The sequence below is a fragment of the Pseudoalteromonas luteoviolacea genome, from assembly GCF_001750165.1.
In the GTDB taxonomy this organism is placed as follows: domain Bacteria; phylum Pseudomonadota; class Gammaproteobacteria; order Enterobacterales; family Alteromonadaceae; genus Pseudoalteromonas; species Pseudoalteromonas luteoviolacea_G.
The window spans coordinates 1,062,382-1,079,786 of sequence record NZ_CP015412.1 but is presented as its reverse complement, the minus strand read 5'-3'; the positions used below and the strand labels follow the sequence as shown (position 1 = coordinate 1,079,786).

The window sequence follows — 17,405 nt, the reverse complement described above, 5'->3', positions numbered from 1 at the left end:
TATCAGAATGCTACGTCAATTACGCAAAAGTTAATTTGGAATTTAATTTATGTAGATATGAAAAATGTAAGGCTGGCAATGCGGGGAAATTAGAACATGAAAATCAGATTAGGTTGGCTTTTTAAAAAATTACACCAGCTATAACTTCTGTTAAAGCAGGGCAAGATCATGAACTTTACCTTGACATAAATTTATGATCTTAAACTACTTTTCAAATTAAGCAGCCCAATTATGTCAGCCAATACATTGTTCGAACATTTCTCTTCCATTGATGACCCACGCCAGCAAGGCAAAGTGCAACATCCATTATCCGATATTCTGTTTCTAACTATCAGTGCCGTAATCGCAGGTTGCCAAGGTTGGGAAGAAATTGAAGATTTTGCCCATGACAAACTATCTTGGTTACGTAAATTTATACCCTTAATTAACGGCGTGCCTCGGCACGACACGATTGCTAGGGTTATAAGCCGCATCGATATGACCCAATTTCAAGCCTGTTTCTCTCAGTGGATGCAAAGCTGTAGCGAGCTTACAGACGGTAGTGTGGTTGCCATTGATGGAAAAAGGCTAAAAGGTTCGTTTAAACAACCTGATAGAAAAGATGCTATCCACATTGTTAGTGCGTTTGCCTGTGAAAATGGCGTGACGTTAGGTCAATGTAAGACCGACTCGAAGTCCAATGAAATCACAGCTATCCCAGAGTTGCTTCAGCTGCTTGAGCTAAAAGGTTGTATAGTGACCATTGATGCAATGGGCTGCCAAAAGGAAATTGCAAAGCAAATTGTAGAAAAAGAAGCAGACTATTTGCTGGCACTAAAAGCCAATCAGGGCAACTTATTTGAACAAGTAAAACAACTTTTACAGCCAGAAATATCACGCCAAATAGCATCAGATAGTCTATTAAATGAAGTCGATTATCAACGAGGTCGAGAAGAGTTTCGAGCGGCTGTTGTCTGTCATGATATGGCCCTAATTCCCGCGAGTGCGAGCTGGGCCAATTTACAAAGCGTAGGCGTGATAGTGTCTTATCGTAAACCGAATAATCAAAAGCAAGGCGAATTAACATATCGATATTACATAAGTTCAGCAAACTTGAGCGCGAAAAAACTAGCTGAGGCCACACGAGCGCATTGGCATATTGAGAACAGGCTTCATTGGTGTTTGGATGTGGCAATGAATGAAGATGGCTGCCGTATACGCCGTGACGGCGCAGCAGAAGTGTTTGCTGGTGTAAGGCATATTGCATTGAATTTATTAAAGAAAGAAACATCCTTTAGCAAAGGTGTGCGCGCTAAACAGCTAAAAGCAGCGAGAAACGAGTGCTATCTAGAAAAGGTATTGAATAGCAAGTAATTTTTCATGCTCTTGCCCTGATTTAACCCCCACCCCCACTCTGTGATTTCGTGCGTTTCTCCGAGCTCCTCGTCAATAAACGTTTCAGTAGTTAAGTTTATATTCGAGACATATAAAGCTGCACAAATCGCAGCCTTTGTTTTTGTAAGCCTCATTACTTCTCCTTCGGGTCTTACTTTTTCAAAAGGTATTTATCAATTTCTTCAAATACGTTAAAAATAGCAGGGCATTCGAATACAACTGCGCCTGCAGGGTTTCTCATAGGGCGTGCCACTAATATGTTGTGATGAGTCAACTGTTGTAATATCGCAATAATTTTAGTTAAGGGCATACTCAACTCCCGAGAGAGGTGAGGGGGATATACAATCGGCGAACTCCAAAGCTGCTCTATTACCTTGATACAATCGGCACCATTTGCAGAGAGAGCAAATTGATTGACCAAAAAGCTGTGAGTTTTATTTATTTTAGCAAAGGCTATTTGCACTACTTCAACCGCCCACTTCTCAGCAGCGCGCCAAAATTCAGAATCTATATATTCTTTAGCAGAAACACTGTATGGTTCGCTTGCTATAATATACTCAGACTTTTCGACATGAAGACGATATAACGCAGATACATATAGCCCTTCCTTTGCAGGCAGTAACGCACACATTAATGCCCGACATACGCGACCATTCGCATCTGTAAACGGATGAATTTTAATTAATCGGGAGTAATAAACTATGGCATCTTGCAGTGAAAAATGATTTATATTAGACAAATCATCAATAAACTCGTCTAAAAGTGCTATTAAATAACTTGGTGATGGAGGTTTATAATAAAAATCTCCAGATAAAGAGGTTACCTGAGACTCTCCACGTCGAATAGCATCCGTTGGGTTTCCATCTAAAAAGATACTATTTGCATGACATAAAGCGTCTACCGAGATCTCGCTTGATTGGAGTACCTCAACGGCTTTAATAAAAGATTGATTATTTTTTAATTGCACAACACTTGGAGCATGATTAAAACCTACGCCCGATGCAGTCAACGCTAGCTGCTTTCGTGTTACTCCGCGCGTTTCCCTTAGGCTGGAGTTCCCAGCGAAATACCGAGCAACTAGGTTAAAAAAAACTTTTTCTGGCTTCAACAATGTGAGGACTCACTTTTAAACTACAACATTAAAATTCTAGCATAACTGAGTATTTAGTTAACCAAAAGAAAGATATTCTGAAGATATATTTAAGCATAAAAAAATTAATGCAAGGAATAAAATATTAAAAACCCAAGTACACGTTGTGTGTGCCTCTTCACAGAGTTGTATTCACTCGCAGTGTTTTCATAACCTGTAAGTACACTTTTATAGTTTGTCAAAAGATCAAACTCATGGTAACCATGAATAGTATCAGTATTCCTTCTAAATTGATTTATGCCTATCAAGTGCAAAAATCAACCTGACCAATTATATAGAGTATAAGCTAATATATTCTTCTCCAATAAAATGACCTATTTTATCTGGTAACATCATTAAACTTTTATTTAGAAGATGAGGGTAATTTACTCGGTACTACTAGTTTATTAACGATGGCTTTTACGGATGGCTCTATTGTCAATTTAACTATCTATCCAGACTCACTCTCAGTTCATCAATTGGCGTGCATGGACACCCAATCAAAAAGAGAAGCATACAGCAAAGCGGCTTGACAAAGTTCAGGCAAAAAAAGCCAGCCATGCTGGCTTTTCATCTAAAACTTTTATTCTTAAAGCGCTATACAATCTTTATCTTTTAGTAAGAGTGCACAGTGCAATACCTACCCTCAGTTTTCTTGGCTAATTTTGAATTAATTGCATTTTACGACTATCAAAAATGACAAAGCCTTCCACATCTCGATAAGTCACACCAATCACCATAAAATCTTTCATATAATCCCTTGAATTAACCTTAAGCACTTCTCCTTTAGGAATTATAATAAGCACCTCAACTTCAAATTCACGGGCACCATCAGGGATGCTAGCAAACAATTTCACATCATTACTGATCTCTATTCTCTCATTAGAGCAGCCAACTAAAAAAGTAAACAAAAATGCTAAGCAAAAAAGTTTTAAATGATGCATGAATTTAACCCCCTCCATTCGAATTTACTGGTGAATGAAAAATAAACCCACTTACTACGCCTGCATCCATAAGCGCATGTCCAAGAGACATAGGTAAGACCACGTCACCTGTATTTCTTATATTTAGTAAATTATATGCACCCGCTATCGGAGCAGTAAAGCTAATGAGCGACAAAAATCCTACTTGTTCAAGTTGTATAGCTGATATCATTAATCTGAACTGGAAGACCCCCAAAAAAATGGAGCAATAATGAAAAAATCTCTTCTCGCACTTGTTACTGGTACTGCTATTGCGTCTGGCGGCTACTTTATTGCACAACAGGACAATAATCACGCGCAATTACCACAATTAGACTATGTGCCTGCTGATACCCTGTTTTTCTGGTCTCAACTGAAAAGCTTTCCTTATCTACAGTATTTAGAACTGTTGCCCAATAGCTATAAAAACTCCCATCAGTTAGAGGAAATTATTGCATCAATGCAAGACGAAGAAGTTGGGGCAAATGGGCGCTTTTTACGCAACGTACTCCAGCAGTACGCAAACAGCATGAAGTCGTCTGAAAGTTTTAAAAATATATGGGGTGTCAACAATGACTTCAAAATGTTGGCTTACACAGTTGGTTTACTGCCAGTATTGCGTGCGGAGCTTGGCGATCCTGAGGCATTTAAAACCACCATCAAGCAGGCTGCTGATGAAGCAAAACTGAGATACGAAGAAAGCCAAATTGATGGCGCTTCAATAACGAAATACTTTATTGAATACGAAGGTGAGCGCCTATTTGATTTGTTGGTGAACAGCAGCGGAAATTGGGTAACATTAACGATAGATACACCATTTAACCAGCCCAAAGATGTAAAAATAGCTTTAGGGTTGGCTAAACCATTGCACGCGCTCAGCGATAGTGGAAAAATAGAAGAGTATTTAGAGGATCATCAATTAGATGGGCATAGCCTCGGTTATATAGATACCAAGCTTATCGTCGACATGTTAACGGCCACAAATCCAGATAGCCAAGCCACCCAAATGCTGGATAAACTGACTAGTTTGGCTGAGCAGGATGGTGCATTTGACAGTATCAGAACCCCTGAATGTCAACAGGACTTTTCTGCCATCACCCAAAAATGGCCTGCGATAATCTCCGGTACACAAAAGATTGAAATCACCAATCAATTTGCCGATGTACATGTTTCAACGATCATTGCATCCACAGACACCAAAATACTGGGTGCGCTACAAAATATACGCGGCTTTTTGCCTCAGCACACCCAAAGTGACAGCAATGCTGTTATGACGCTTGGTTTTGGCCTCAATGCTAGCCAACTATCTCCTTCGGTGAATACATTATGGGCCGCATTTAGCGGTGCTCAGTTTAACTGTGCGCCACTCACCGCACTGCAAGGTGAAACAAAGGGTGTAAACCCTGCACCTCTCGCTATGGCCACAGGCATGTTAGGATCATTCAAAGGAGTGAGCGCCACGATATTTGATATCGACGCATCGACGTTCGATCAAACACAGACGGTTGATGCGACCTCTTTAGATGCCTTAGTGACCGTATCTGCAGACGATGCACTGGCATTATTTAACATGGCGAAGAGTTTTGCACCTAACCTTGCTTCTATCACTTTGCCAAGCGATGGCAAAGCCATCAAGATTAATGATCACCTTCCGCCTGGAGTTGCAGTAACAAACCCTCTCTATTTAGCGTTAAAAGGGCAACACCTCGCTTTATATACAGGTGAGATGGCTGAACAAACAGCAAATAAACTGAGTAATCAATCTGTTATAGCCAATGGCCTGACTCGTTTTGGCATTGATAGCGGTAAGATATTGCCATTGCTACTCAAAGCTGCTGAACAATCCGGTGAACCCATTCCAGATGATATCAAAGATATATTTGATCAAAATGGAAAAATGCATATGCACACAGACATAAATGACAAAGGCATCGTATTTGATTTCGCGATTAATATTAGTCAGCCGTAATAATGGGGGCTGAGGTACTGTTACCTTAGCCCCTAATTATCATCCTGATACTCTTTGCTTTATGCTCGGGTTATTATTACTTTAACCCTTTTACGAGCGGCATGCCGTTCGTACCAACTGGTATATAAACCGTTGTGTGGTTTGGTGATTCAGCCATTTTAAGCTGGGCATTAATTGCTTCATGCTGCAAGTAATTTTCTGTCAATGTCGAATTGATAATTTTTTGTGCTTCGGCAATCCCTTTGGCTTCCTCAATGCGAATTTCTGCATCTTTTTTGGCGATTTGCTTCTGTGTTTCTTTCTCTGAGAGTAGTTGCTGTGCTGCGAGTTTTTTCTCAACTGCTTTGGCAACGATATCTGGGTAATTAATATTACCTACAACAATATTTTTGACCTCAAAGGGCGTTGCATTTAAATAAGTTTGTAGTTTGGTGGTAACTTCATTTGCAATATCATCCCGACGCGCCTTTAACTCACCACTATCAAACTTTTGTACTGAGTTTCGTACGTATGTTCTGAATGTTTCTCTAACAAATCGCTCATACCAATGCTCGCCGCCATAATTTTCTACGACGGCTTTAACTGTTCCAGCTCTGATTGACACCACAGCATGAAAGTCAAAAACGATGTTTAGATCATCATTAGCTAAAATTCTAAACTTTTCAGTATAAGTATTCGGGCGCATGTCTATATTAATCACTTCATTGCGCAATACAGACATACCATAGTTACTAGGCCCCTGAAGCGAACCTTGGTAACCGCCAGAGCCGAACATTCTCGGTTTTTCATAAACGTACCCTTCGTGCCCAGCCGGCGTACTTGGGTTGCTGCAAGAGCCTAACCCAAAAAGGAAAAATACAATAACGGCGGCAATACTAAATATGGTTCCAATTGGAGCTGATTTTTTTGCAAACATAATGAACTTTTGTTGGTCTCAAAGCATCTATTTTACGTGTTATGTTTATAAATACAATTGAAGTAAAATATGCTTTGACATTAATTAAGGCAGCTTGATAAAAATAAGCCAACAACATAACCAATATATTAATTAGTTAATATTTGCATTAAAAACGAAGTAAAAAACCTATCTTATCAACTAGGAAATACCTATGACCTTTGAGTCAACATCAATTCAATTTAGACAAGCCACTATCAATGATAAACCAGCCTTATTATCTTTAGAGCAAGCAGTCGTCGACGCAGAGCGACCATATAACAGTCAAATTAAAGCCGATGCACACTATTATGATTTAGATAATCTACTGCAAAGTGAACAAGCTTATGTACAAGTGGCAGAATGTAATAATCAAATCATCGCCACAGGCTATGTACAAATTAGGCAATCAAAGCAATCTCTTGAGCACGAAAAGCATGGCTACTTAGGATTTATGTTTGTCAGCCCTGAATTTCGAGGCCAAGGGTTAAACCAAAAAATCACTCAACGCTTAATTGATTGGACCGAATCTAAAGGCATTTATGACTTTTATTTAGATGTGTACAACGACAATCAAGCTGCCATTAACGCATATCAAAAGCTTGGTTTTAAGCCATCGCTATTAGAGATGAAAGTCAACACGAAGAAATAACTCGAGATAATAAATTGCCCGTACAAAGTACGGGCAATTTCTCTGCTATAACGTTGGGATAGAGTCTGGCTCTGGTGGCGGTGTGATATCTGTTAAATCTTCAGTTATCAACCACTGCGGTAAGTAAGGATGATCTGGCACTAGATACCCTTTACCTGAGTAAGCGACCCGAGCAAGCCCCACTAAGTCTAATGCAAAATACGGAAAAGGCTCTCCAGCTTTATCCATTTTGTGCGCGCACTCTGCAAACTTATCTAACGCATCCAACATTTTTTGCTGATAGGTTTGCTCATCTTCATGACAAAACACACTCAATAAGCAGTCGATACGCGGTAAGTTTTCACTACGTCGCGACAATAACACATCTGCTGCAACTCGGCTTTCAAGTTCGCTCAGTGCCGTGACATCGACTTGCATAAATGCCTTTATGGCTGCAACTAAGTCCCGCTGTTGTGGATTAATGATGGCTTTAACAATGTTAAACTCCGCCATGTGTATCTGAGCAACACCCGACATATCCATTGACTGTTCGTCAAATTGATCTAACCAAGCAATGCTCTGCATATCGTTATAGGCAAGCGCCCAATATACTGTGCGGCACCAACTAATTGGGTCTATGCCAAAACTTAATCGCTCACCTGGGCGAATAATTGATACCTCATCCAAGCGCAATTCATGTTGCTCGGTAGGAAATATATGGCGCTTAAAGTGTGTTACATAGAAATGATAAAACTTATCTAAAAACCACCTGGCCTCGCTGTGCGGTCGCTTCGCAAATACCGCAAAATCAAAGCCATTTCGCCAAAACTTAGCAGATTGATATTCCCAACTATCACCGCTCATCAAATCAAACCTCACCTCACCATTTTGAAGAGCAGATTTGAGAAAATAAGCTGAGCGGCCCTTTTCTTGATAAAACTCTTGGTAAACATCGAGTTCGTAACTATCACCGTAATGATGTTTCATTTTTCCTCACAAGGCGGCTTACGCCGCCCTCAAAATTTTAATTTATAGACTTAGCAACTTGAATACGGGCATTGCCTTTGCTGTCATAATCATGCTTCACGACCAAACGCGTTGGATTACCTGAATGAAGCCTATACCGCTCAAGTTTGGTTTTAGTCTGTTTTAGACCTATTTGCTTTTCTCTATTTTCGCCTTGATACAAACTGCTTGATTTTGCACTTTGCTGCGAAAGGTGGTCATAAAGATAATCATCATAGCCTTTTGTACCCTGCCCATATACTTTGCCATCCTCTCGGTTTCTTGCAGCCCCCAAATCACTGCCTACTTTCGATGGCTGTGAGCGGCCTTTAGCTTCGATGCTAATAAGCTCAGTTCGACCATTGCTATGTACAACTTCAAATAGTCTATCATATTGCCTTGACTTACCACTATGCGGAAAGTCCGTATCTAATATTTTAATACTTCTGGCATTGGGGTAGGAATCATGTACCCAGGCTTCGGCAGATATTAAGCCCTGCGCTTCTGTGAGGTCATTTCGCTCATTTCGCCATCCCTTGAGAGTGACATCCTTCGAAGGATCAGCATCAATACTGTGCAGGTACTTCTCTCTTTTTTCAATATTGCGTAATACAGTGTCTCTATTGCGCTTCACTTGATCGTAAGTCATGTCCATACCGTTCACGCGAGCTTTAATACTGTTTAGGTCAACATTCGGGTTGTTGTGTAACAAGTCACTGGCACTGCCATAATTTTTAACCGTCTCGAATTTGGCACCAACATCGACCTTGGAAAGTTTAGGACCTCTTAACCACCTAGACTTTTCGTAATCAAATACATAACCATCTTCAAGGTGAGAACGTATGCCTTCACCATCTAAACTTGTCCTACCTGTTTTTAAGTTCCGCTCATGCAAGTCCACAAGCTCTTTGTCAGTCATGTTATTCAAGTCAAGTTTAGTCGCACATAATGGCGTTCCTTGACAGTTGAGCTCACCGACTCGTTTGGACACGTTCATTTGTATAGGCGCATCACCGGATTTATCGCGGTTGGCAAATGACAGATCACCCATTGCCATGACTTGTTTGGAAAATTCAGGTGATAACCCTTCAACTTTGTCCTTCAAATACTTATTCCAAACAGCGCCACCAGGGATCATCATCTCTATCGCTTTATCACCCAGCAAATCTGTCATGTACTTCTTAAGTGCTTTATCCCCTTCTTCACGTCCACTATCTTCGTAAACTTGTTGAATTTGATATAGCTCATACGCTGTAACGGATGCGTCAATCACCTTAAGGACAAGAGGAATAAAAGCGAAGAAAAGCGCGTTATTTTGAGCCGCATTTTCACCTGTGTCGGCCGCAATATTCACATCCATACCAGCACCAAATGCTGCCAGTGCAGATCCAAATCGTGCTAAATTCACTCCACTTTGGTTCAAGTCATCGATAAAATCTTGACTGATATCTCGTAGTTCAGAGTACTCAAAATCACTTTGTATTTTTTCTGCCAGTTCCTTGCCAGAATAATTTGCATACTTGGTACGTGATAATCGGTTCTCCAGCGTTATCAGTGCACTCTCAGCATCTGCAGCGTGCTTTGCAACGACCTTTTCGTGATACACTTCACCGATGAACTCGCCGATCACAGCACCAGATGCCCCAGAACTACAACCTTGGCCTCTCTCAGTTTTATTGAGCTGACTTTTCGCAATACCTTGAACACAACCAGCAGCTGCATGGCCTATGTATTTAAACCCATGCGCGAGATCCCCATTACTGCCTAGTTTCTTAAGTTTTTGAGCTGTGTGCTTACCAAATGCGGCAATTGCAGTTTGTGCAAGCGCACCAACAAATACTTCGTTAAATGACGCGTTCGTTAAACCTGACGAAATGCCTGCACGAACAGTTGCTTTTACGACGGCTTGATATGCTTGTTCAACAAATGAAGATTCAGCCCCTAAGTGCAAAAAGCTATCGGCCTGTCCCAACATCTCAGAAACTTGCTGTAAGGCACCAGCAGTAACCACCGCAACAGCTAAGCTACGCAGGCCGTCACTACTTGTCATTTGCTCTAGTGTTTCTGACAGGCTGTTACCATTAGCAAGACTTGTTGCAGCTGAACTCGCTAAAGTACTCACTGCTGCTTGTGTCATTGCAACTGCTAAATCCGTTGTTGCCGCACCTATCGACTCTAATAACCCTGTGCCAGCCCCTTGAGTTGCAATTGCTACCGCAATTGACAATAGCGCCATGGCTGCTGGTGATAAGGTCGTTTTGGAGGTCTTCCACTCTTCATAGAGAAGCTCTTGGTGCTGCCAATCAATTTGTAACTGTTGGTTGTTCATTAATTGATTGAGCCAACGCAGATTGTCCATCTGTGCGAGTGTGTTTAATTGCTGCTGCAGACCAAGAGATTTATCGCCTGTATACTCAACATGAACACCGTACATTGCATCAAACTGCACACCGCCCACAATTGTGTTGTACACAGCATTCTCACGTCGGTGACCTTCATCGGTCATTTTTACAGTAAAGAGCCCTTTATTAATGGTGTTATAACTGTAAAAGTCCTGCTCTTTGGTCAACAGCATGTGTATTTTCCCAGTATGGGCAGTTACACTGGTGCCTTCTTTACTTTTAATATCAACTGCTCTGAGTTTGATATCTCCCATATCAGTGTCTAGAACAATGCCTTTACCAGCATCTAGCGCAGCACGCACAGACACAGTTGTGCGTTGGGACATTTCATAACTTAAGCTGCCAAATCGACCTTTGCTCTGATAGTCATAAGTATCAATATCATCAACAATATGAACACCATGCTGTGCCATCAGCTCGATATTTCCAGCGGCGGTTAACTCAGCACCACTAATATTGATATAAGCACCAAAAATAGACACATTTTCACCTGCCGATAACGTTGAACGCATATGAGACAGAGACGTTTCGTGCCATTCAGAACTTGATGAGTCGCCTTTGGCGGTTGATAATAATGGTGCGCTTTTTATCGTTACTATATTAGCGGCATCTAACAGAATATTGCCACCGGCGGTAATTTCTGCACCTTCAATTAATATATCGCCACTACTGATCAGCTCTACATTTTTACCTGCTGATATTTTAGCTACTTTACCTAATCTATCTGAATAACCATATTTTGTCTTATATCGATAAACAACCGTTTTATGTTCGATATGATCGGCCATAACATTTAAAGAGTCTTCGACACTAATTTGACCAGAATGGTTTTTAAATACATCACTAACTATGCTTAAGTTGCCATGGGCCTCAATTTTTGATTTATTAAAAAATTCCTCAGCCACCAAAATAACAGTGTCTCGGTAAGTTGAAAGTAATCCGGCATTAATTTTAACGCTGTTAAACTCTGATACATTACCAACAATATCAATTTGATTACCTACGACTTTTCTTTTTGCGATCGTTTCATCAGTTAAGTAAAGAATAGGTACTAATGTTGTTTTCCCAGCAATTCGTCTAAACTCTGGCCAGATCATATCGTCTGCAATATCATCATTTACTGCTAAACGTTCACCGAATTTCTTACCTGATGACTTCGCAAACTTTATAGAGTTTTTATACAACTGAAGTGATTGCTCACCCTCTGTATCCCAATTAGCTTTAGTACCATCAACTAAACTGCGGCTTAATAAATCCTTAATTTGATTTCGGATGTATCGTGCCTGTACAAACTCATTACCAATTTGTTTTTCTATGGGGTATATAGGAATAATAGTGGTAACATCTCCCACCATTAAAGGAATGGCTGAACTAATAGAAGTCAATGTTGAGCTGCTCTCGTTGCGCAGCATTTGAACAAAGTCCTCCATGGTGACAAAACCCACGTGTTTAACAGCTTCTATTCGATCATTTAACTCGTAGCTGTAATCATTCACCTTCGCGGGTTGGTATTGCAACGCTGATTTAAAGTGCGCTTCTATTTTTTTGTCTTCAATTAAAACAGCAGCAAAAGCTGGAAAAGTGAGCTGCAATATAAACATGAATAAAACAAAACAAGACGTATTTATTCGCCATATTTTGTTCTTATCCATAAATTCAAAATTATCCATTTAATAAACCTAAAAAATTATACTATTTATACTTTTCTGCTAATTCGATGTAGTCTGCATTCCACTCTTCAACAAACCGTTCTATACCTTCGTTAGTCGCAGGAGCGGCACAGAAATAGCTATGAATAATCCGCACATTCCCAGTACTTAAATCCAATGTTGGGTCTAGTAGACCGCCACTACATTCTGAGTGGGTAGGAACTTCAGGTGCTACTTTTGCTATATCTTTCTTATATCTTTGCAAAATATAATTCTGGATATTTTGACTTAAATGGCGATTATCAGCTTCAAAATCAGATGTACTGAGTACACCCATTCCAGCATAAAATAAGGTGTCAATCTCCTTCACATCAACGCTCACTACTGTGGTATCGGCTTCTTCTAAAATACCGGAGCAATAGTCTTGTGCAGGAACTCTTCTTCCATTCACCCAAATATAATCATCAATGGAGGTACAACGCGCATATTGCTCAAATTGCTCTAAGCCTTCGCTCATAACTAACTCTTTGGTGACTTGTAAACCATAGTTATAAAGCTTCGGCGTATTAACTTCCATCTCACCAAAAACTTCAACAAATGAAGAGTCATTTAAAAAGAACTCACTGCTTTTAACTTTAAATTTACCTATACTGCGAATTTGACCGGGTGATGAATAATGTAAAAAGTTGGGTAAAACATGTTTTTCTCTTGTGTTATTAACTACTCTTTCCTGAACAGAAAAATCACTTTCCATTCTATATCTTTCATTAATAACTTTTTTAGACTCGATATATAAAGTACCCGAACTAGAGTATGAATTTAAAAGAACATTAGCAGATGAGTTTAAGAAATAATCTTCAGCATTAATGTGTAAATTATGTTCAGCAGCAACAACTACTTGGTTACTTTTTTCTAAATCTAAAGGTATTTTTTCAGTCCAAGTGCTGTCATTGGCACCCCTTGAAACATAATAACTATTAATGTTTTCAAAGCCCTTTGTACTGATATAAAGATTAGATGCATGAACAATTGCAGGGTTATTTATTTGACCGCTATCCCTCTCAAGAACTCGAGTATAAGTTCCATAGAATAAGTCTTCTAAAAACAGCTCATCCATTCTATGGCCAATGACTTTTGGCATTGCATTACCATTTCTAAAACGGTTTTTTCCATAAAAATGGAGGTCTTTGCCAAAAATTGAGCCACTATTTTGAATGTAATTATTAGACTCTATTCTACCGAAACGTGTATGTATTTGACCTTCATTAGAAAAGTGGGAAACAGTCGACGCACCAAAGTTATCAGTAAAGATCCCACCCATATTAGTAAAATGGCGACTCGTCATTTGTACCTTATCAGCAGATATTGTTGACTTTGCATCCAATGAAAGTGAGTACCCACTTGATATCACAGAGCCACCCGTATTTACCTGACCTGTGTATTGAATATAACAAAATAGACTCGTACATAAATTTGAAGCGACTAGCCCTTCACTCGCCAGTTGTATCTTATTACCCAAACTGCCTGTCATAAATACATCACTGGTTGTATCAATGACGCCATTGATTTTAAGGCCAGAACCTGTGTTTGAAATCAGCTTTACAGCATTAGCTGTTATTTTAAGATTATTATTGGTAGTTAGCTCATAGCCGAGGTCATTAGATACACGACTAGTCGTTGGAGAAAGTGAGTCAATATTAAGCGTCACTCTACCAGCATAAGCTGCAAATGTACCAACACCCGCTTTTTGACTTCCATTATTCAAAACAACGTATTGTCCATTATATGCACGCTCAACTTTATCATGTGTATTAATATTTCCAGCTAAAGTGACTTTCTCTCCTAATAAAGTGACTACGGGAACACCCGAAGCATCTAAGCTATTTATAGAAATATTCTCACTTGCAGTGAGGTCACTACCATTAATACCACCAGCAATAATTACTCTATCAAAGCCTTCAAACTTACAACCTGTACAACTAAAGTTTTTAGCTAAAATAATCAACTCTGCCGACTCGCCAACTAAAGAAATTTTTCTCTTAAGACTAGATGAACTGACGTTAATTATAATTCTGCTGGCCTTTCTTCCACCATTATTACTGGCATAGTTAAGCACTTTAATATTAGAAGAGCTTACGCTATAACTAGATACATCATTATTAGATACCCCTGAGCTATTTGGTTTGCTCGGAATGTAAAGATCTACATTGCTGCGGGAATCTGCACTACTTTTAAATTCCCCTGAAAAAGAAAAGGCCGAGAAAAAACTGACCAAAAAAAAGAAAATATAATTCAAACCTCACCCATTAAAATAATAAAAGACATTATAAATTATAATTTCCAAAACAAATAAAACAAATAAAAAAACAAAGGCAACACAAAGAAAAAACAAAACAAAAACAAAGAAACAACCTCGTGTTAATTTATTTTATAATAATATTATATTTAATAACTTAATCTAAAGTACTCAGGTAAGCTATCAAGCCCCTTTAACTTACAGATAGAGTCACAACTTTTTCACAATCGCTACCCTCAGAAAAATTTTCGTCTACACTGAAATTAATCTGCTGCTCATAAGGTCTGTTGTAGCAAGTCGTCCGGAGCGCAATAAGTTTGCTTTTTTTGTATCGCGCGAATTTGCAAAAAAAGTCAATAAATCGAGCGCTGGGGTGGTGCTTTTCCTAAATAAAATACAGCCCACTCTGGTTAGCTCTACATTTTGGCAAAACCAAAACACGAGGAAACGACAATGAAAGCATTAACAGGCGCCGCAATGGCAGTAATGGTAGCTGGTCTGGTTGGTTGTAACGCAACAGATTCAAGCCAATCGAGTAGCGCAGGCGCAACAGCAAGTTCAGGTGGCGCTAAGACAGATTTAGTGCATTGCTACGATGTGAATATTTGTGGTGGTCATAACGACTGTAAAACAGCAAGCAATGCTTGTGCTGGCCAAGCTTCTTGTAAGGGAAGCGGATTTGTTGGTATGCCCGCAAAAGCCTGCGCAGATGTAGGTGGCAAACAAAAAGATGATTGGGTTGGCAGCGTTGCTAAGGCGGATTTAGTCCACTGTCATGACGTGAACATCTGTGGTGGTCACAACGATTGTAAAACGGCAAACAACGCCTGTGCCGCTCAGGCATCTTGCAAAGGGACTGGTTTTGTCAACATGCCAGCTAAAGCATGCAAAGATATCGGCGGTAAAGTCGGTAGTTAATCAATCGTGTTGGAGCCCTCAAAACTGTGGGTTCCAATTTCAAATAAAACTGTGAGAATAGATTGAAATTTTCCCCCCCACCTTATATTGGTTTTGGCCTTGGACTTCGAACCTGTTATTTTGAAGAGATTTTAACCACTGAGCCCAACGTAGACTGGTTTGAAGTGATCTCTGAGAATTACTTTGTCTCAGGAGGCAAGCCATGGTATTACTTATCACAAATTAAAGAGCGCTACCCCATCGTCATGCACGGCGTTTCTATGTCAATTGGCAGTACAACAGATGTCAATTTTGATTACCTCAGCAAACTAAAACAGACCATTGAGCGTATACAACCGCTTTGGATCTCTGATCACCTTTGTTTTTCTTCACTCGGTGACTTTAATAGCCATGATTTATTACCAATGCCATACACAGAAGAATCTCTCGAACATTTATGCAAAAGGTTATCAGTTGTTCAAGACTTCCTAGAGCGGCCTCTGATCCTTGAGAATGTTTCTAGTTACTTAACATATCAAGCATCAGAAATGAGCGAATGGGAATTTCTAGCCGAACTACACAGTCGTACAGGGTGTCAATTTTTACTAGACATTAATAATATTTACGTGAGTGCACGAAATCATCAATTTGATCCGAATGAATTTTTAAATGCAATACCCGCCTCTTCAATTGCACAAATCCATTTAGCTGGGCACAGTGATTTTGGCACGCATATCATCGACACACATGATCAACCTATTTGTAATGAGGTCTGGCAGTTATTTGCGAATTTTGCGAAAACACATGCACCAGTCAACACCATGATAGAGCGTGACGATAACTTCCCTGCTTTTGCAGAGATTATAAGCGAGCTTGAGCAGGCCAGAACGCTTGCTTCTCGTGCTTGGAGTTTACATGAACACGCTTGAACAACTGCAACATGAGTTTGTGGCCATGCTTAAAGGACAAAACACAGACTTCACACAACAAATAGCTCAACAAAATGGATTATCTTGTGAACAACGCGGTGAAATTTATAAAAACGCTTACCAAATTAGACTGAAAAAAGTGCTCGAGCAGGACCATGAAATGTTGGGGCTGTATTTGGGTGACGAGCTGTTTGACTCAATGGTAGACGCCTATTTATCTGCATATCCATCCAGATCTGCGTCATTAAGAGAATTTGGTGAACGACTACCACAACTACTGCGCGAGCAATCCCCTTTTAAAGAGCACGGTATCTTATCTGAAATTGCTCAGTTCGAACGTTTGTTGTTACACGCCTTCGACGCTGCTGATGGGCAGCCCTTGCAAATGACTGATCTACAATCAATTGAACAATCACAATGGCCTAACATTATTATAAAACTACACGGTAGCGTCCACTTACTCACCTGCCAATTTGCCGCAGTTGAAAGCTGGCAAGCTCTGAAAAATGATACCTCTCCACCGAGTCCTGAACTGCCAAACCATCGTCATTGGATCATTGCCCGTGCCCCAGATAAGCGCACTGGCTTTTACCCGATTTCCGAGTGCCATTTTCAATGTTTGAGTAGCATAGAGCAAGGGCTACCATTTGGATTTGTGTGTGAAGCAGCGGCACATGTCATGGGAGATCAGCAACAAGGTACTATGGAAGTGATGCAGTTGATCCAACAAGGTATTGAACTTGGTTGGTTTTTAAAATCGTCCGTGCCATAAAACACAGGTGCTTAGATGAAAATGAAACAAAAGCTACACCTTTATCAGGTTAGTGTTATATTCAGCATGGTGTTTGCCTTAGTTGGATTCAGCTACAACACATGGCGACTTGAAGCATCTGAATATAATAACAATGTCAGGCTTGCCTGCTTTGAAATACTGAAAGAATTGGCAGCATTAGAACAACTTTTATATATCGCGCATTATGACAATGACATGCAAACCGCGAGTCCTCGCAAAGGCTGGGTCAAAGTAGGGCTTATCAAAGATTTTAGCTACTTAACTAACCAAAATGTGCAAACCAGCTCAAACTCCCTTCATCAAACTTGGTCTAAGAAATGGGAGAGTATCTCAAGTGATAGCCACTCTATTGAGGTGATAGTCAAAGACATAGACAAAGTGAGAAGCGATATAAAGCAGCTTCTCACCTCCTTAGAGTAAATAATTATATTGCCC

14 protein-coding genes are annotated in these 17,405 nt (G+C 39.9%); 7 read left to right on the top strand and 7 right to left on the bottom strand.

Translation table 11 applies throughout. The annotated features are described in order from the left end of the window. The first annotated feature begins 231 nt into the window (after positions 1-231). Positions 232-1,353 (top strand): ISAs1 family transposase, encoded by a 1,122-nt coding sequence (locus S4054249_RS24870; protein WP_063881431.1) that lies wholly within the window; start codon positions 232-234, stop codon positions 1,351-1,353. A 172-nt stretch (positions 1,354-1,525) separates the two neighbouring features. On the opposite strand, the gene S4054249_RS24860 is transcribed toward S4054249_RS24870, so the two are convergent. From S4054249_RS24860 to S4054249_RS27080, 3 genes are all read right to left on the bottom strand, one after another. After that, on the bottom strand, positions 1,526-2,383 hold the full coding sequence (locus tag S4054249_RS24860) for a Fic family protein (protein ID WP_069949137.1): 858 nt from the start codon (positions 2,381-2,383) through the stop codon (positions 1,526-1,528). A gap of 779 nt (positions 2,384-3,162) precedes the next feature. Further along, on the bottom strand, positions 3,163-3,447 hold the full coding sequence (locus S4054249_RS24855) for a hypothetical protein (protein WP_046357630.1): 285 nt from the start codon (positions 3,445-3,447) through the stop codon (positions 3,163-3,165). A 4-nt stretch (positions 3,448-3,451) separates the two neighbouring features. After that, on the bottom strand, positions 3,452-3,658 hold the full coding sequence (locus S4054249_RS27080; protein ID WP_046357629.1) for a hypothetical protein: 207 nt from the start codon (positions 3,656-3,658) through the stop codon (positions 3,452-3,454). A 39-nt stretch (positions 3,659-3,697) separates the two neighbouring features. Between S4054249_RS27080 and S4054249_RS24845 the strand changes: the two genes are divergently transcribed. After that, on the top strand, positions 3,698-5,434 hold the full coding sequence (locus S4054249_RS24845; RefSeq protein WP_052961094.1) for a hypothetical protein: 1,737 nt from the start codon (positions 3,698-3,700) through the stop codon (positions 5,432-5,434). A 76-nt stretch (positions 5,435-5,510) separates the two neighbouring features. On the opposite strand, the gene S4054249_RS24840 is transcribed toward S4054249_RS24845, so the two are convergent. After that, positions 5,511-6,350 carry an SPFH domain-containing protein gene (locus S4054249_RS24840; RefSeq protein ID WP_046357628.1) on the bottom strand — a complete coding sequence of 280 codons (840 nt, stop codon included), beginning with the start codon at positions 6,348-6,350 and terminating at the stop codon, positions 5,511-5,513. A gap of 193 nt (positions 6,351-6,543) precedes the next feature. On the opposite strand from S4054249_RS24840, the gene S4054249_RS24835 reads away from it, so the two are divergent. Then, positions 6,544-7,020, top strand: a complete 477-nt coding sequence (locus tag S4054249_RS24835; RefSeq protein ID WP_230851949.1) for a GNAT family N-acetyltransferase — start codon at positions 6,544-6,546, stop codon at positions 7,018-7,020. Positions 7,021-7,065: 45 nt separating this feature from the next. On the opposite strand, the gene S4054249_RS24830 is transcribed toward S4054249_RS24835, so the two are convergent. The 3 genes from S4054249_RS24830 to S4054249_RS24820 are packed head-to-tail and all read right to left on the bottom strand — an operon-like array spanning position 7,066 to position 14,351. After that, positions 7,066-7,986 carry a hypothetical protein gene (locus S4054249_RS24830; RefSeq protein ID WP_046357627.1) on the bottom strand — a complete coding sequence of 307 codons (921 nt, stop codon included), beginning with the start codon at positions 7,984-7,986 and terminating at the stop codon, positions 7,066-7,068. Between the two features lie 37 nt (positions 7,987-8,023). Further along, positions 8,024-12,076 (bottom strand): DUF637 domain-containing protein, encoded by a 4,053-nt coding sequence (locus tag S4054249_RS24825; protein WP_046357626.1) that lies wholly within the window; start codon positions 12,074-12,076, stop codon positions 8,024-8,026. A gap of 22 nt (positions 12,077-12,098) precedes the next feature. Beyond that, on the bottom strand, positions 12,099-14,351 hold the full coding sequence (locus S4054249_RS24820; protein WP_046357625.1) for a hypothetical protein: 2,253 nt from the start codon (positions 14,349-14,351) through the stop codon (positions 12,099-12,101). A 453-nt stretch (positions 14,352-14,804) separates the two neighbouring features. Between S4054249_RS24820 and bufA2 the strand changes: the two genes are divergently transcribed. From bufA2 to S4054249_RS24800, 4 genes are all read left to right on the top strand, one after another. Next, positions 14,805-15,269, top strand: a complete 465-nt coding sequence (bufA2, locus tag S4054249_RS24815; RefSeq protein WP_046354063.1) for a BufA2 family periplasmic bufferin-type metallophore — start codon at positions 14,805-14,807, stop codon at positions 15,267-15,269. A gap of 62 nt (positions 15,270-15,331) precedes the next feature. Beyond that, the gene (gene bufB, locus S4054249_RS24810; protein WP_046354064.1) at positions 15,332-16,177 is read left to right on the top strand and encodes an MNIO family bufferin maturase; all 846 of its coding nucleotides are present in this window, start codon (positions 15,332-15,334) and stop codon (positions 16,175-16,177) included. After that, the gene (locus S4054249_RS24805; RefSeq protein ID WP_046354065.1) at positions 16,164-16,949 is read left to right on the top strand and encodes a DNA-binding domain-containing protein; all 786 of its coding nucleotides are present in this window, start codon (positions 16,164-16,166) and stop codon (positions 16,947-16,949) included. The genes bufB and S4054249_RS24805 overlap by 14 nt, the downstream gene beginning before the upstream one ends. Before the next feature lie 15 nt (positions 16,950-16,964). After that, positions 16,965-17,390, top strand: a complete 426-nt coding sequence (locus tag S4054249_RS24800) for a hypothetical protein (protein ID WP_046354066.1) — start codon at positions 16,965-16,967, stop codon at positions 17,388-17,390. Positions 17,391-17,405: the final 15 nt, after the last annotated feature.

Bases quoted from the DNA above. Each gene is read 5' to 3' on its own strand.
- S4054249_RS24870 (WP_063881431.1), top strand. From the start codon at position 232: ATGTCAGCCAATACATTGTTCGAACATTTCTCTTCCATTGATGACCCA.
- S4054249_RS24855 (WP_046357630.1), bottom strand. From the start codon at position 3,447: ATGCATCATTTAAAACTTTTTTGCTTAGCATTTTTGTTTACTTTTTTA.
- S4054249_RS27080 (WP_046357629.1), bottom strand. From the start codon at position 3,658: ATGATATCAGCTATACAACTTGAACAAGTAGGATTTTTGTCGCTCATT.
- S4054249_RS24845 (WP_052961094.1), top strand. From the start codon at position 3,698: ATGAAAAAATCTCTTCTCGCACTTGTTACTGGTACTGCTATTGCGTCT.
- S4054249_RS24840 (WP_046357628.1), bottom strand. From the start codon at position 6,350: ATGTTTGCAAAAAAATCAGCTCCAATTGGAACCATATTTAGTATTGCC.
- S4054249_RS24835 (WP_230851949.1), top strand. From the start codon at position 6,544: ATGACCTTTGAGTCAACATCAATTCAATTTAGACAAGCCACTATCAAT.
- S4054249_RS24830 (WP_046357627.1), bottom strand. From the start codon at position 7,986: ATGAAACATCATTACGGTGATAGTTACGAACTCGATGTTTACCAAGAG.
- S4054249_RS24825 (WP_046357626.1), bottom strand. From the start codon at position 12,076: ATGGATAATTTTGAATTTATGGATAAGAACAAAATATGGCGAATAAAT.
- bufA2 (WP_046354063.1), top strand. From the start codon at position 14,805: ATGAAAGCATTAACAGGCGCCGCAATGGCAGTAATGGTAGCTGGTCTG.
- S4054249_RS24805 (WP_046354065.1), top strand. From the start codon at position 16,164: ATGAACACGCTTGAACAACTGCAACATGAGTTTGTGGCCATGCTTAAA.
- S4054249_RS24800 (WP_046354066.1), top strand. From the start codon at position 16,965: ATGAAAATGAAACAAAAGCTACACCTTTATCAGGTTAGTGTTATATTC.